This is a genomic window from Eubacterium sp. MSJ-33 (assembly GCF_022174665.1).
Classification (GTDB): Bacteria; Bacillota; Clostridia; order Lachnospirales; family Lachnospiraceae; genus Coprococcus_C.
In genome coordinates, this window is the sequence record NZ_CP076562.1 from 1,145,924 (window position 1) to 1,162,703 (window position 16,780).

Below are 16,780 nucleotides of genomic sequence, written 5' to 3' on the forward strand. Positions count from 1 at the left end.
TGTATCTGTTTTGTATCTAAACTCCCCCTATTCAGGTTATTATTTTATTATTTATTCTCTGTAGTGTTGTTCCCTGTACCAAACGGCATAAATACAATTCCGGCCCCATCCTCTGTTTTATATTGCAGCGCCTGAAATTTGATGGATTCCCCTGATGTTTTAACTCGAACAACTGCACCACTTACAATCTCAGTCAGTGGTTTTTCTGTTGAAAATGATTTTGCTATAGCTTCACCAGTCAGCTCGTCCTCCATCGGATACGATATTTCAACTGCAGTCACAGGCATGTATTCCCCAATTGTCACCTGGTAAAACCGATTATCTCCAAATACATTTTTCATATCCAGATTATCATAGCATTGCTTCATTGTTATTTCCGGCGAATATTCCCCATCCGTCCATAGAAGCAGAATCGTACCGCTCTCCGTCATATAGGTAACACATTCCACACTGTCATCATATTTTGTGAATGTGATCTTCCACAGATATGCAGAATACGTATGGAAACTGCTATCTGTATAACAATAAAGTTCCGTTGCATAGGAAAACATATTGTCATATTTAATCTGCATGGAATATGGGAACACACCCGCCTGATAATAATATTCCATCTGTTCCTTCGCAAGTTCAACCGCCTCGACTTCGTTTAAAAAGCCATCTGTATTCTCACATTTTTGCATTTCACTTTCCCATGTACCTGCAATGAGCTTGATCCGGTCTACCGATGACAGATTTGAAGATGCACTGCGTGCCATCATTTTGCCTGCTTCTACATAATATTCCTCCGGTGCTACCACGACCTGTTCCATCTGCTCAAAAAGTGTTCGTGCAAGCAGATATTTGGGCACCAGCACGCCGGTACTTATAATGACTGCACAAAGAATTAAAAACAGACATATCCTTATTTTATTGTTCCGAAAGATTTTTCTCATGAAATACCACCCACATTGTTGTACCATGCCCAACGGCACTTTCAATCTCCAGTTTTTCCCCATGACTTTCTATAATAGATGCAGCAAGTGCAAGTCCGAGTCCGGCACCGCCCTCCTGCCTTGACCGCGATTTGTCCACCATATAGAATTCATCACAGATGCGTTTTAAATGCTCCTCTGAAATTCCAACTCCAAAATCCTGCACTAAAATCCGAACACCATCCGTTATCTTTTCCGCCACAAAACGGATCTTGCTTCCGTCTTCGGACGCCTTTCTTGCATTGTCAATAATATTGATAAACACAGACTTTAAGAGCTGCTCATCCCCTTTTATCCATGCATCCGTTATCTCGCATACCAGCTTCTGTTTTTTTCTCTTTAATATAGGTGTTACACTTTCCGCTACTTCCCGCATAAGATGCGAAACCGAAATCGGCTGATATTCTATCTTCCGATGTTTTGCATAAATAAAATCAAACAACTTCATCGACATAGCTTCCAGTCTTTTCCCTTCATGAAATATATACGACGCTGCAAGCACCTGATTTTCCCTTGCAAGTTCTTTGGATCGCAGCATGTCCGCATATCCGATGATCGTTGTCATTGGTGTCTTCACCTCATGTGTAAAATCTGCCACAAACTGTTCCTGCCTTGTAACCATCCCATGAAGCTCATCCATATGTTCACAGACGGCATCTGCCATCTGATTATATGTCTCCGCCAAGGTTCCCACTTCATCCTGACTTTTAATGTACACCCGGCTTTCATAGTCCCCCTGGCCAAACTTCTCCGATGCCTGATTTAATTTCTCCAACGGTCCTGTAAGAAGTGTTGCAGCTACAAACATTGCCGCCGTACACCCCAGCACGACAACAAACAGCAAAAGCACAAAATACTGTCGCTGTTGTTCAACAATCCGATATGTCTCCGTAATGTCTCTGGCATTGATAATATTCATGGATTTGTTCTGGACAAGGCTCGTTGAACTGACAAAAAGATAATATCCCCCTTGCTGTCTTTCCAATATGTATTGCTTCTGTCCTACAACTGCCGTACTCCACAGCTCGTCCGAACAGGTGAGCAGCTTATCCCTCGTGGAATGTACAACCTCCGTTCCATCGTATATCACAAAAACGCCATCGTTATTTCCGCCCATTTTCCCGGCTACATCCACACTCATATCCCGCATCTGGGAAATCAGTTTCGATGGCGTTGCATTCACCACATCCAGCAGACGATATTCTATCGCAGACTGCAGCAGATTATTCTCCTCAATTGCCGTCCTTATCTGTGTATCCAGAGCCAATTGGAAATTTTTGCGTATCATAAAAAAGCCCACGACACCAATCCCGAGCGAGAGCAATATAATATTAATCATTACGACTTTATATCGAAACTTCACCAAATATCCCCTGACTGTTTAATCTTCTAATCGATATCCAACCTTGTATATTGTCTTTAACTTCTCTGTCAATCCCAATTTCTTCCGCAGACGCTGTACATGAAGATCCAATGTCCTCGTATCCCCGTAACTGTCGTTTTCCCATACCAGTTCATAGATTTTGTCTCGGAACAATGTCATATTTTTATTACGAACAAGAAGTTCTAACAATGTAAACTCCTTCGGTGTCAGAACGATCTCCTGTCCATTCCGGCAGACAGTCCGGTTCTCTGTGTTGAGCACAATATCTCCAAATACCAATTTCGTTGCATCTTTATGATATCTGCGCAGCACAACCTGGATGCGTGCCATCAACTCCACGATTTCAAAAGGCTTGACAATATAATCTTCTGCGCCTAAGTTCAACCCCTTCACCCTGTCATTTAATCCTGCCTTTGCAGTTAAAAATATAACCGGTGTTCCCGTTGGTTTAATATATTCGAACAATTCATATCCATCCACCTTCGGCAGCATGATATCCAGCAGCACCAAATCAAATGTATGCTTTTCCAGAATATCCGCCGCAGTCAGTCCATCCAACGCACAAGTACACTGATATCCCGCGTCTTCCAGATTCATCCGAATCAGATCCGATATCGGTCGTTCATCCTCTACTACCAATATTTTTATCACTTATCCTGCCTCCAAAGTCCCTCTTAAATACGCTTATTCCTTCTTCTCCTCTGCTTCAATCACAACCCGTCCATTTTCGATATGCACTTTCACCTTATTTGTATCAATCCCCGCTGCCGCAAGCATATCATCGCTTAGCTGCACACGGTGTGCCTTATCAAGCACCGAATACTCCTCGTGTGTCTCGTCTGTCATATCCGGATTCTCCATCCCATCAATCATATCACGGTAATGCTGTTTCAATATCTTCTCTGTGCTGATCTTGCCATCCGAGATCATAACAACACGATCAACCTTATGTGCCAGCTTCATATCATGTGTCACAATGATGATCGTAAGTCCCAGTTTACGGTTTAACTGCCGGAACAGATCCTGGATCTGAGATGATGTCTTCGTATCCACAGCTCCGGTCGGTTCATCCGCAAGCAGAATTTCCGGTTCATTTGCAAGTGCAACTGCAATGGCAATTCTCTGCTGTTCTCCACCTGACATCTGCGACGGATAAGAATCCCGCTTATGTTCCATTCCGACAAGTGACAAAAGTTCCTCTGCCCGTGCTCTTCGTTTCTTTGCAGTTGTGCTAACGGCGAGCATTGGTGCTTCTATATTCTCTAACGATGTCAGATATGGAAACAGATTTCGACCACTCTTCTGCCACACAAATCCGATTTTTTTCTTCCGATACTGCACCATCTCCCGCTCTGAAAGTTCTGACAGATTTTTATTATCCACTTCGATCCGCCCCGCCGACGGAACTTCCAATCCACCAATAATATTCATAAGCGTACTTTTTCCACTGCCGCTTTTTCCGATAACCGCCATCAGTTCTCCACGTTTTACCGTCAGATCCAGTCCTTGCAGCGCCAGCACTTCCACTTCCTTGGTCTTATATATTTTTACGAGAGAATCACAGACGATCAACGGAGCCTGTTCACAATCAGCTGCCGCTTCATCAAAAGCTTCTTCCATATTCTCTTGTGTATCATCCTCGTATCTGTCTGTCAATAATCTCACCATCCTCTAACTCATATACTACGTCCCCAAGTTCCATCAGATTCGGATCATGTGTCGTCATCACAATTGTGACACCTTCTTTTTCAATCAGATCCCGGAACAACTTCATAACCCGAAGGCCGGTTTCTGTATCCAGGGCACCGGTCGGCTCATCTGCAAAGACAACCTTCGGTCGATGTGCAACTGCACGGGCAATTGCCACCCGTTGCTGCTCGCCTCCCGACATTTGCCCGGGCAAATGAAGCATACGCTCCTCCATACCTACGAGTGCAAGCGTTTCCCGAATTCTTGCATCAACCTCGTTAGGTGATAAATCAGCTTCTGCCAGCCGCATAGCAAAATCAACATTCTCATATGCATTCATAATCGGAATCAATGCCACCGCCTGAAAAACAAATCCAATCTCGTTTCTCCGAAGCTGTTCTTTCTCCAATTCTGTGATATCTCTGTAATCCTGTCCGTCAAATATCACATTTCCATCTGTCGGCGCATCCAGCGTACTTAAAATATTCATCAATGTTGTTTTACCACTACCGGAACGTCCCTTCAGAATTGTAAGCTTTCCCTGTGGAATTTCAACATCCACACCTTTTAACGCATAAAACTCTCCGGCTCCGGTCGGAAACATTCTTATAATATTGTTTGCCTGTATTATATTCATAGATGCCTCCTCACCTTACCTATTCTTCGCCTAATTTCAATGCTTGTGTAATATTGAGACTTCGTATCAGGCGCCGCAGGATTAAAATGCACAACAAAATCATCACAGCAAGCACAATCACCAGTTTCAACACATCAGTGGCATCCAGATATACATAAATGCTTAAATTATGTTTCTGTGGCAGATAAATTACACCAAACAACCGTACAAACAGATAGGTTGCAACACCTCCGCAAAGTCCTCCGGCCAATATAGACGGAACCGTTGAAAACAGATGTTCATTCGCAAGCATCCGATTGACTTCTTTTTCTGAAAGTCCCATCGCACGGTACACACCAAATAACAATTCTCTCTGGCGAATAGACGAGATCCAGTAAATCAGAAATCCAATCATGCACAAAATAAGCGCTATGATAAAGCTTAGTGTAAACATGCCATTTGTAATACGAATCATTGCAGCTTCCTTCATCGCCCAAATATCCTCATCCAATGCAGTATAGGATGAAAGTGTTGTATCTGATTTCTCAATCATTGCTTTCACCTGCCCGCTTGAGACTCCATCCGCAAGCTTATACCATATCTCATATGGAGAGATCTTAAAATTCTGAACGGTTTTCGCATAGTTTGCCACAACCAAGTAATGCTCAATTTCCTCCCCATCTTCATACGTATACTGTGTAAATCCAGGCCATGCATCTACGATGGCAACTACCTTTCCACTGATCGTTCCGCGCACAGTTTCCTGTTTCATTACAGAATCCCCATATCGATCGCAATTCACAAGATCCCCAACCTTCACCTCCAAGGCATTCGCCAGATTCTTTGACAATATCACACCATTTTCCTGTGTTGCAAGTGCATTCAGGTATGTGTACCAATGTTCTTTTTTATTTAACTCCTCCTGCAAATATGCAGTCTGTCCAAAATCCTTTGTGTGAATTCCCATAAACTCACAATCAGCGATTTTCTTTTTTCCCTTACTCACAGAAACATTATTCGTGCGAATCACCTTCGCCATGCTCGTGCATAGTCCCTGATTCACCGCCTCTTCATATTTGACTGGGTCCGGCTCCACATACTCATAATCAATATCCGTTGCATTCACATAATACGCCTGCATCTTCCAGTTTTCCTGAAGACGTATATCGGAACCATCCGCATACCGGATACGGTTCTCATAATTCTGATTGATTGTTCTTGCTGCATTTGCATTGAATAACCCAAGTGCTACCGTCAATATGAGAAAAACAGATATAAATCCCTGTTTTCGGAAATTCCGTGTAATCTGCAGAAACGATGCATATACTGCCGGTTTCCATTTTTTTCTGCCAATCCGGTATACGAGCTGTACCAGATAATGCACCAGCCTTAACACAACCAGTCCCATTGCCACAATAAACAGTACCGAATCCAGGAAAATCAACGGATCCATCTTCGAACCAAGCAGTGCACGCGCACGAATCTTTTCAATTTCCTGATTGAAATTATGCAACAGATACAAAGATCCTGCAAGCAATACAATATCCAGGAAATATTTCTCCCAGATCATCTTCGTATTCAGTTTATTATTTGATTTTTGCTGTACAATCGACACTCCGGAATGTACAACAACCGGAATCAAAATAAATATGATTCCAACTATAGATGCCAGCAATCCATACACCAGCATCATCGGCGTAAACCCATACATAGACAGATTTCCAACATGGAACGTAAGGAAATCCGTCGTGGATGCTGCAAGCATGCACAAACCATATCCAAGAGGGATTCCGATCAGCATTGCAGCAAGGCTTAAAATGCCAGCCTGCAGTGCATATTCTGCCACAATCTGTATTCTGCGATATCCACGGCTTCGCATCATCGCAATCTCACCGGTTTCCGCTTCCACGATTTGTCCGGTTACCATATAGATAAATGCAAGCACCAATCCCAGCAAAGGAAGCTCCAATACCCACAACATAATATTAACAGATTTCTCATTTGTGTTATATTGTTGAAGGATGTTCATGAAAGAGTCCTGAAAATTCTCATCTTCCTTATGAAATTGTTCCAGATAATACTGCACATCTGTTACATTCTTTTGATTAATCCGCGTATAATCCAGAAGAACATTGGTTGTATAGTTAATTTTTTCATATGAGAAATCCTGTACAATTGCATCGAATGTATCTTCACTCACAAAGATTTCTTCTTCCATCGTATTCGGTGCTGTATACCAAAACAAATCTGTACTCTCCCGCTCTTTGAATATACCTGCAATATACAACTCCAGATTCTCATTTTTATGATTCTTCAACTGTGGGAAATGCAGTGTTTCCCCGACTGTATAGCCACATGCATCCATCACGCTCTCCGACATGATACATGCATATCCTTCTCCGTCATAAGCAGCATAATCCTCACCTGTCAGTATCTGCGCATGATCCAGAATCTCCGGCATATACGATACCGCCAGATATTTTCCTTTTCCTCCGTAGCTTCCCTGACAAGACTGTGCTTCCAGTTTCAAGACAGACTGCGATTCGATTGGCGTTACATCATCAAGATATTTCTGCCATGTGCTCTGATATCCCGCAATTCCACGCATAACAGAATCGGCCGTTTCGTGTTTTTCTGTCTTATACGCGCCGACCCGTCCGATCACAGCCGGATACTGATTGTTCTCCACACCTGCATCATGAAAGCTGTCGAGCAGCATTTTATTGAGTGACCCGGCTTTAAACATTGGCTGGCAGGACACGGCGGCCACAAGAAAGATCAGACCTAAAAGCAGACAGGTTGTGAGCCACTTTTTATTCTGTATTTTTCGTAAAACAAATCGAATCATCTCTTACTCCTCTTCTGCGATTGGTCCGGCAAGAACATCGCCCTCGCTCAATCCATTAAAAATAACTGCCGTTGTACTTCCCTTTTTGTATTTGGAAGTATCCTGTGTTGCACTAAAACTCTTCATCTCGATGTATTGTTTTTCCAGATTTCCGTCCACAATTTTCCACACATAATACCTCTCCACACCTTTTTCACGTTTTGGTTTCTCTGTATATATCATATCAGAAGGAATCGTATATACATCCTGCAATGATACAGTTGGATATGACAACATCTGTACGTCCTGTATATCTGCAATATCTGCATTTCCTTCTAATTTGACATAATACATCTGACTGTCATATGCGATGCTCTGTGTAATATATACTTTATTTCCCTTCGTTGTTATATAATATCCTTCCGGCGCCCCTTCTGCTGTTCCTGTCGATCCACAGATTGTTCCCTGCAACTGTTTTTCGTCGGCATCCTGAATCTGAACAAGCGTTCCAAGCGGCACCGTATTCTTGTCGTTGATATAGATTGCAAGTTTCTCCTGTGCCGGTATATCTATGGCAAAAAGCTTATCACCGGCTTTTACCTTGGCTCCATTCTCAACATATACCGTATAAATCACGCCAGCATTTTCTGCACAAATAGATATCACACCGGAGCCATTATTGTTTTCACTCACTTCGTCATAATCCTGCTGTGCCTTTTTTGCCTGATACTCATAATCCAGTGTCTGGACCTGAAAATCTATATTCTCCATCTGAATATCCAGGTCCAGCATTGCCTGCATATTCGGATTTTTCTCCCGCTCTGCATCTGTGCCGGTCGCCATCTGTGCATCTGTCCCTGTCGCAAGTGGATTTCCCTGTTTTTCTGTCTGAAGCAAACGAATCCGGTCTTCATGTGCCTGTACCGATTTCTCCCGGTTTTCTTTCATACTTTCCATATTGGACCGCATCTCAGCAAGCTTTGCACTTCCTTCATCTGTACGTATCTTTACTATAGCCTCCCCCTGCTCAACAGATGCACTTCCCCCACTTACACAAACCTCCTGCACCGTTCCTTCATAAGATGATTTATAATATTTTCTGGTACTGTCTTCGACTACCGAACGGTTTGTATAATACATGGCATCAAAATCCGATGCTTTTTGCACAACATACTCGTCATATTGATCCGGCCAGGCAGCGTCCGTCGTATAATAGACTTTCTCCCCTTCCGAAAGTCCGGAAAGAACCTCCACATTCATGTTATCATCCACGCCCGTTTCAATATATCGTGCTTCCCGCTGCTCTCCATTTTTTACATACACAAATGTTCCCTTATCGTCTTCATAAATGGAATCCTTGCCAACATACAACACATCTTCCGCCCGGTTACGCACTAGATAGATTGGAATGACGGTTCCAACCTTTCCACGTTTTGTCATGTCTTCATACTGCATACGAAGATCCGGATATTTCATCTGATTTTCAGCAGCCATTCTCTCCTGGGCACTGTATGGATACTCCTGAAGTGCTATTTTCTGCCCATCCTGCATCGTATAATATTTGTCGTATTTTTTTAATATTTCATCTTTGATTGTTTTATTCTGCACACTGATATATGTATCTTCATAATCCGCAATGACAACCACATTTTCCGCACTTGTCACCTGATTTTCATATGGAAACTGTTTGACATATGTAATATATCCACTCGCCGCCGCCTTCAATGTTCCATTGTCAATCACTTCCTGCTGCGCCTGTATCTGTTCATCATAATTTGCAAGTTTATGCTTATATAACAATGCATCGTAATTTGCATTTTCCTGCTCCGTTGCAATCTCTTTTTCTGTCTGTGACACGCCCTCGGTATCCCCAAGCTGATTTTGTCCATCCTGCTTCAATTGAAGCTTCTGTATAGCAAGCTCATGTTTTTTACTTTCCAGTTCATATTTGCTTACAAGCAGTGCACGGTCTTCCTGCAGATCTGCCTGCGTCTTCTTCGCTACGTCCAGATCCGCGATTGCGACAATCTGTCCCTCTTGCACATAATCTCCCACATTAACAAGTATATCTGCCACTTCTACCTGTGTAGTCCAAAATACCGGATATTCCTTCGGCACAATTGAACCATACAGAATTTCCATAGAACCGACATCTCCATATGAAACTTCACGATAGGATTCTGTTCCTGAAACCGGTTCTAGAAGTTCTGGTGCGTCGGCATATTTTTTACCACAGGCAGCCAGCGAAAATGTACATATCACACTCATCCACAGGCAGAGCTGTTTTTTTATCTTTGATTGTATTCTCATTTTGAAACCACCACCTTGTCACCTTCCTGCAAGCCCTCTTCAATCACGGTGTATCCATTTACGGTACTTCCGGTTTTCACCGGAACCCCATGACGAAATCCCTGGTCATCCACCTGATACACATAAGTTTCGTCCTTCACAGACATGATTGCATCCTGTGGAACATATAATACATCCTTAATGACATCCTTCTTGATTACAAGATTGAGGGAACTTGAACTCGGACGTCCCGTCGAATCTGCCAAAACAAAGCTTAGTTTTCGTTTCGCACCCGCATCGGAATCTGTCGCAGTTTCTTCTATGTCTGATAATACAATATCGTAACTGCCCACGCCAAATGTTGCCGTGTATATCTGCCCCACCTGAAAGTCATAATCGTCATCCGTTGTCGTCGTATATTTGTCAGAACCATACAATAATTTTACAAGTGGATCATATGCATATACCGTTCCATATTCGAGCATATCGGATATGCTGCTGACAACGCCGTCTTCCTCCGCCTTAATCGTATATGTCTCCAGTTTTGCATCAAGCTCATCTATATAAAGTCTCGCTATTTCCTGATCTTTCTGCAACTCTTTGATGCTTTCCAGATTTGCATCTGTCTGGTTGATCTGATCCAATCGTGTGTAATGGTCTATCAGCAAGGCATCTTCTTCCACCCTGTTTTCATATTGCTGCCGCTCTTTATCTATATCATCTGACTGAAACGTGATCAATGTATCTCCCGCTTTTACAGCATCTCCTTGTTTCACATATACCTGATCCACCTTCATCTCGTCATGATCCGCATGATATTCCTGATACCGGAACTCCTTTGCCTCCAGGCGAAGGATAAGTTCCGGCTCGATATCGCCCCGCATAACCTTCTCCGTAGTGTATGTCATTTTCTCATATTCCGGAATTGTAATCGTGAGATCATCCGTCTGTTTTTTTCCGCTGCATCCTGACAGAAGACTCATCCCAATCGCAATTGCCACTATTTTTATACCTTTTTTTCTCACGGCAGTATCCTCGCAGTATTTTGATAAAAATATCATATCATATAAATGTATCTGAATTGTATCAATTTCTGTATATTTATAGCAAAAAAAGACTTCAATCTGCCATAGGCCGATTGAAGTCTTCACATTCGTCTTACTCTACTACGTAAGGAATAAGAGCTACGTGTCTTGCTCTCTTAATAGCAACTGTAAGTGCACGCTGATGCTTTGCACAGTTACCGGTAATTCTTCTAGGAAGAATCTTTCCTCTTTCAGAGATGTATCTCTTAAGCTTGTTTGTATCCTTGTAATCAATTACTGCATTCTTCTCTGCACAGAATACACAAACCTTTTTTCTTCTACGAATAGGTCTTCTCTTCATAGGAGCGTCTGGACGATCGCTCTTCTCTGTCTTATTATAAGCCATTACTAATTACCTCCATTTAATTTCCGCATTGCACGGATTCCAAATTACTTAAATGGTAAATCGTTGCCTAATGAACCTGTCGGAACATCCATAAAGCCATCTGCACTGGCATTGCCCGGTGCCGGTCTGTCTTCCTGCTGATATCCACCGCCATTGTTTCCAGATGCATTCTTGCTCTCTGCAAACTCCTGTTCTTCTACAACAACCTCTGTTGTATAGACCTTATTGCCGTCCTTATTTGTATAGCTGCCTGTCTGAATACGTCCTGTAATTGCAATCTTTGTACCCTGCTTCAAATACTTCTCAGCAAACTCTCCGTTTCTGCCGAATGCGACACAGGAGATAAAATCTGCCGTCTGTTCATTTCCGGAGTTATCTCTTCTCTGGAATCTACGATCTACTGCAAGTGTATATCTTGCGATTGCTAAAGGCTCAGCCGCCTGCGAATATCTTACTTCAGGATCACGGGTTAAACGACCCATCAAAATTACTTTGTTCATCGGAAATCCTCCTAACTACTACTCTGCGTCCTGTCTAACACAAAGATATCTGAGAACAGATTCCATAATACGAACACTTGCTTCGATCTGAGCTGGAGCTTCAGCGTTTGCATCAAACTGAATGAAGTAGTAGAAACCTTCCTTCATCTTCTGAATCTCGTATGCCAATCTCAGCTTGCCTTTTTCGTCAACGTTTGTGATTGTGCCGCCTGCCTTCTCGATAATAGCCTTAGCCTTATCTACAACAGCAGTTCTTGCGTCATCATCAATCTTTGCGCTAACAACCAACGCTAATTCATACTTGTTCATGTTATTGCACCTCCTTATGGTCTATTGGCCTCCGAACTAGTCGGAAGCAAGGAATATAAAAATATATCACAGAGTTAGATATTACCATACGATATTTTATTTTGCAAGCGATTTTTCATATTTTTTATCATTTCATTTTTATCCATCGGTATTATAAAGATTAACACACAAAGTTCTTCCCCGCCCCGGTTGTTGTATTCCTATTGTATTTATGTTACATTTAATCATATATCATGCATCAGCGTGATGACCTGTGTGCGCGTCAGCGTGCATCATTACATCATAGTAACCATAAAATAATAGGAGGGTTTTATTACAAATGAAAGATGAAACAAAATGCCTGCATGCAGGCTATGCACCAAAAAACGGTGAACCACGTGTTCTGCCAATCGTACAGAGTACAACTTACGTCTATGAATCAGCTGCAGAAGTTGCAGGAATTTTTGATGATCCGACAAAAGGACTCTGTTATTCCCGTTTTGCCAATCCAACAGTCATGGCTGTGGAAGAGAAGATTGCCGCTTTGGAAGGTGGTGTTGGTGCCATGTGTACCACTTCCGGTCAGGCAGCTACCCTGCTTTCCATCCTGAATATTTGTCAGGCCGGTGACAGCATCATCAGTACCCCGGAAATCTATGGCGGTACAATCAACCTGTTTTCTTTTACTTTAAAGAAACTTGGCATCGAATGTATCTATGTTGATAAAACTATGTCTGACGAGGAAATCAAAGCCTGCTTCAAAGAAAATACAAAGCTTGTGTTCGGCGAGACGATTGCGAACCCGGCTCTAACGGTATTTGATATTGAACGTTTTGCAAATATCGCTCATGCTATGGGTGTTCCATTGATCGTGGACAATACATTTGCAACCCCGATCCTTTGTAAGCCTTTTGACTTTGGTGCCGACATCGTTGTACATTCCACAAGTAAATATATGGATGGTCATGCCGTTCAGATTGGCGGTGTCATCGTAGACAGCGGTAAGTTTAACTGGGATAACGGCAAATTCCCAGAGCTTGTAGAACCTGATGAATCCTACCATGGAACCTGCTATACAAAAGCCTATGGAAACATGGCATATATCATCAAGGCAAGAATGCAGCTCATGCGTGACTTCGGTGTTTATCCGGCTGCACATTCCGCATTTTTGTTGAACCTCGGATTAGAAACACTTCCGGTTCGTATGAAACAGTACACTGAAAATGCAATAGCAGTTGCGCAATACCTTGAAAAGAGCGACGCGGTTGTCAGTGTCAGTTGTCCGGCGCTTCCTTCCGATCCAAACCATGCACTCGCAGAGAAATATCTCGGTGGCAAATCCTGCGGTGTTATCTCCTTCATCATCAAAGGAGGACGTCCGGCTGCCGCAAAGTTTATGGATTCATTAAAGCTTGCATCCAACGAAGTGCATGTTGCAGATATTCGTACCTGTGTCCTGCATCCGGCAAGTGAGACACACCGTCAGCTCACAGACGAACAACTTGTAGCAGCAGGAATTGATGCCGGTATGGTTCGTTTTTCCGTTGGTCTGGAGAACATCGATGACATCCTGGAAGATCTGGATCATGCATTAAAAGCAGCTATGAAATGATTTATTCTTTCATTATTAAAAAATGGGTTGAAACAAATAAGTTTCAACCCATTTTTCTTCTTATATCTGTAATTCCAGAACACTTCCAAGAATCACTTTCGGTTCCTTTACCTTACGTTCTTCCGCATAAAACGATTTGCTATATTCCTGCAGTTTCTGCAGGGATATCGGCTTATCTTCCGGTTCGTACATCTGTGCATTCTTTGCACAAAGCAGATTTGCCATACTGACAAATCCTGTCTCGATTGCAATACCACTGTCAGCGACCGGTGTCTCAGATTCCTTCGCAGGTCCCCACCATTTCATTCCAATGGTATCGGTATATTCTGCTGTTGGTATCTCACATAAAAACTCCAGTGCATACTGCTCAACCCGCTGTTTTGTACACACAAGCTTCCTGCATCCAAGCACAGCACCTTTTTCATCATATCTTCCAATCAATGCCGGATATGTGTCTATACCACTTAGATAATGACAATCCACATAATGCATTCGAAGTTCCGTGCGCTTGATTCCCCGTCGTTTCAACAAAACTGCTATATCCGGACGTACATTCATCATCCATCTGGCAAGGGGGTTTCGATAAGCCCGCTCCGTCCCAGACCATCCATTGATATGTTTTCCAAGATCAAATTCCGGATTGTCTGCATCCAATTCGTTGTCCAAATTATAAATATCCAAGCCTTGTACATGTTCCGCTTCCACATCTTCCAGCATAACACCTTCGGCTTCATCCCCTGCATACAAGGCACGAAGCTTACGATTCGCAAAAGTAAGAAGCTTACGATTAAACTCCGCCTTTTTATCAACGCAATTGAAATAGTCTCTCAAAAAAGCAGGTTTATAATAGGCATTTAATATTTCATAATTTTTATTTGCATAATTTTCAGAATCGATCTTGACCCGTTTGCATCCGTTCATAATCTGAAACAGGTACGCGGAAAACTGAGCTTCATCTCTACATAATGATTGCTCTCCATTTATATAGTCATTGATCAATATGTCCATATGTTATACCACCATTTTCTTATCTATTGTCAAATCCAAACGCTCCAAGAAGTGCTGCTGAGCCCTTTGAGAAGTGCCAGATCATAGGAGAATCTGCGCTTTCCAATACAACATATACAGTCTTATCCTCTGATACATCCGAAAAATCCAGATCCGGATAGTCTGCACGCACATCCGGTGCATCACCATTTGAAGCAGTAAATGTACCCGTATAAGTTCCACCATACTCCTCATCCTGTGATACAAGTGTCACAGTTACTTCCCCATCAAACAATCCATCTATCAGATTACCGGAACGTGTAACTGTAACAAGCTCATCGCCTGCATCTTCATTCACAGACACTTCTGCACCTTGTCCATTTGGTTTATCGTTGCTCCATGTTCCTTCAAATGTCTTATATGCCTGATCATAACCATCCATCTTCAGGAACATCGTTCCCTGTCCACTCCGGACACCATTCTCATAATCACCATAATAGAAATAATATCCTGAGCTGAACATCGTTGAATATGTGTATATTCCAGCAGCTTTACCAGTATAGGAGCTATCATATCCATCCGTTGCATAAACATAAGAATCTCCTTCCATGTTCGCAACTACAGTACTTGCATTCTCAGAACCATCGACATCCATCATTCCTTCAAAATCAGATGCGGACATCAAACTGATAACCTGTTCCATCAAATCATGTCTTGCATTCATAAGCTCGCGTTCTGACTCAATCTTATCCGTGTAAGAAGAGAAGTCTACATCTGACAGAGTATCTGCATATGTATTGATAAAGGATTCCGCCTGATCATACTGCTGAGCATCCATCATATCATCAAGAACCGCGTATGCGCATGCTTTTCTTCCACTCAAAGCATCATCATTAGATGAATCAAGCGCCAACGCATCTCCATATGCCGCAATCTTGTTATCATAATCCGTATCATCCATCGCATCTGCCCGATCCACATATGCATCTACCAGACTTGACTTCAATCCTGCATCATTAGTCAGATTATATCCTTCCTTATATGCATCAATCAAAGAATCTGTATCACTGTACAACTCTTTTGCAAATGCATAGAACGTAACAATATCATCCATGTTTTCAGTTACTGTGTCTTCATCAAATGCACCGATAACTGTACGGAACTCTTCGAAATTCTCACGTGCCGCATCACTTTCTCCCATAAGATTCTCTGCCTGGATCAAACCATTCATTGCAGGAACTCTGTCTGAGAAAATAGCAAGTGCAGCTTTATAATCTGTTACAGCCTCTTCATAGCTTGAATTCGTAATAGCACTCTCTGCGGCTTCCATCTTCCGATCATACCGCTTCTCCGGAGTAAAGAACAGGAAATACGCACCTGCAGCCAACGCCAGTACTACAACGACACAAATTGCTATAATCAAACCGGTTTTTTTCTTCTTTTTAGAACCGTCTTTATTTCTCTTTGCCTGTTTTGGTGCCTTCGGTTTCTTTTCCTTCGGTGCTTTTGGCGGCTTCGGAGCTTTCGGTGGCTTTCCCCCATTCATCGGCGGCATCTGCCCGTTATTCGGTACCTGTCCCATTGGTGTTCCCATCGGACCGTTTGGCATCTGTCCCATCGGTGCAACCATCGGACCGTTTGGCATCTGGCCCATCGGTGCTCCCATCGGACCGTTTTGTATCTGGCCCATCGGTGCTCCCATCGGACCATTTTGCATCTGGCCCATCGGTGCTCCCATCGGACCGTTTGGCATCTGGCCCATCGGTGCTCCCATCGGACCGTTTGGCATCTGGCCCATCGGTGCTCCCATCGGACCGTTTGGCATCTGGCCCATCGGTGCTCCCATCGGACCGTTTGGCATCTGGCCCATCGGCGCAACCATCGGACCGTTTGGCATCTGCCCCATTGGCGCAACCATCGGACCGTTTGGTCTCTGTCCACCCTGTGGTGCTACCATCTGTGTTTTATCCTCAAAACGCGGTTTTTCATCTGGAACGACCGGTGTATCCTTTATCATTGGATCTGGTCCTGTCAGAACCGTTGTAGCACCTTCTTCGTCATCGTCTGCCACATCCGGTGCTCGTAAAACCGTTGTTTCTCCCTCTTCTTCCTCTGTCAGATTCGTTGCATTTTCATTCTTGTTTTCGTCCATAGCATATCCTCCTGCTAAACTACAATACCTTCTT

At 43.0% G+C, this 16,780-nt stretch carries 14 protein-coding genes; 1 reads left to right on the forward strand and 13 read right to left on the reverse strand.

All coding sequences use genetic code 11. The annotated features are described in order from the left end of the window. Positions 1 to 47: 47 nt before the first annotated feature. From KP625_RS05320 to rpsF, 11 genes are all read right to left on the reverse strand, one after another. The gene (locus tag KP625_RS05320; protein ID WP_238299668.1) at positions 48 to 932 is read right to left on the reverse strand and encodes a hypothetical protein; all 885 of its coding nucleotides are present in this window, start codon (positions 930 to 932) and stop codon (positions 48 to 50) included. Beyond that, positions 907 to 2,310 carry a HAMP domain-containing sensor histidine kinase gene (locus tag KP625_RS05325; protein ID WP_238299669.1) on the reverse strand — a complete coding sequence of 468 codons (1,404 nt, stop codon included), beginning with the start codon at positions 2,308 to 2,310 and terminating at the stop codon, positions 907 to 909. The genes KP625_RS05320 and KP625_RS05325 overlap by 26 nt, the downstream gene beginning before the upstream one ends. Positions 2,311 to 2,352: 42 nt before the next feature. Beyond that, a complete protein-coding gene (locus KP625_RS05330; protein WP_238299670.1) occupies positions 2,353 to 3,006 on the reverse strand; it encodes a response regulator transcription factor in 654 nt (217 codons plus the stop codon). Positions 3,007 to 3,039: 33 nt separating this feature from the next. Continuing rightward, the gene (locus tag KP625_RS05335; RefSeq protein ID WP_370641423.1) at positions 3,040 to 4,023 is read right to left on the reverse strand and encodes an ABC transporter ATP-binding protein; all 984 of its coding nucleotides are present in this window, start codon (positions 4,021 to 4,023) and stop codon (positions 3,040 to 3,042) included. Continuing rightward, positions 3,989 to 4,681: an ABC transporter ATP-binding protein gene (locus KP625_RS05340; RefSeq protein WP_238299671.1), complete on the reverse strand. Its 693-nt coding sequence runs from the start codon at positions 4,679 to 4,681 to the stop codon at positions 3,989 to 3,991. Before KP625_RS05340 ends, KP625_RS05335 begins: the two co-directional genes overlap by 35 nt. Positions 4,682 to 4,700: 19 nt before the next feature. After that, positions 4,701 to 7,508, reverse strand: coding sequence for an ABC transporter permease (locus KP625_RS05345; protein WP_238299672.1), 2,808 nt, complete (start codon positions 7,506 to 7,508; stop codon positions 4,701 to 4,703). A gap of 3 nt (positions 7,509 to 7,511) precedes the next feature. Next, positions 7,512 to 9,797: an efflux RND transporter periplasmic adaptor subunit gene (locus KP625_RS05350; RefSeq protein WP_238299673.1), complete on the reverse strand. Its 2,286-nt coding sequence runs from the start codon at positions 9,795 to 9,797 to the stop codon at positions 7,512 to 7,514. Then, complete coding sequence (locus KP625_RS05355) at positions 9,794 to 10,837, reverse strand: efflux RND transporter periplasmic adaptor subunit (protein ID WP_238299674.1); 1,044 nt, start codon at positions 10,835 to 10,837, stop codon at positions 9,794 to 9,796. Before KP625_RS05355 ends, KP625_RS05350 begins: the two co-directional genes overlap by 4 nt. Before the next feature lie 97 nt (positions 10,838 to 10,934). Further along, positions 10,935 to 11,207 carry a 30S ribosomal protein S18 gene (gene rpsR / locus KP625_RS05360; protein ID WP_021984140.1) on the reverse strand — a complete coding sequence of 91 codons (273 nt, stop codon included), beginning with the start codon at positions 11,205 to 11,207 and terminating at the stop codon, positions 10,935 to 10,937. Positions 11,208 to 11,251: 44 nt separating this feature from the next. Continuing rightward, positions 11,252 to 11,707 (reverse strand): single-stranded DNA-binding protein, encoded by a 456-nt coding sequence (locus KP625_RS05365; RefSeq protein WP_177970811.1) that lies wholly within the window; start codon positions 11,705 to 11,707, stop codon positions 11,252 to 11,254. Between the two features lie 18 nt (positions 11,708 to 11,725). Beyond that, complete coding sequence (rpsF, locus tag KP625_RS05370) at positions 11,726 to 12,016, reverse strand: 30S ribosomal protein S6 (protein WP_021984141.1); 291 nt, start codon at positions 12,014 to 12,016, stop codon at positions 11,726 to 11,728. A 319-nt stretch (positions 12,017 to 12,335) separates the two neighbouring features. Between rpsF and KP625_RS05375 the strand changes: the two genes are divergently transcribed. Further along, positions 12,336 to 13,607 carry an O-acetylhomoserine aminocarboxypropyltransferase/cysteine synthase family protein gene (locus KP625_RS05375; protein WP_238299675.1) on the forward strand — a complete coding sequence of 424 codons (1,272 nt, stop codon included), beginning with the start codon at positions 12,336 to 12,338 and terminating at the stop codon, positions 13,605 to 13,607. A 60-nt stretch (positions 13,608 to 13,667) separates the two neighbouring features. Here the strand turns inward: KP625_RS05375 and KP625_RS05380 are convergent, their stop codons facing one another. After that, entirely contained in the window at positions 13,668 to 14,615 is a 948-nt protein-coding gene (locus tag KP625_RS05380; RefSeq protein ID WP_238299676.1) for a hypothetical protein, read from the reverse strand. 19 nt (positions 14,616 to 14,634) lie between these two features. Further along, positions 14,635 to 16,746, reverse strand: coding sequence for a hypothetical protein (locus tag KP625_RS13605; protein WP_305000019.1), 2,112 nt, complete (start codon positions 16,744 to 16,746; stop codon positions 14,635 to 14,637). Positions 16,747 to 16,780: the final 34 nt, after the last annotated feature.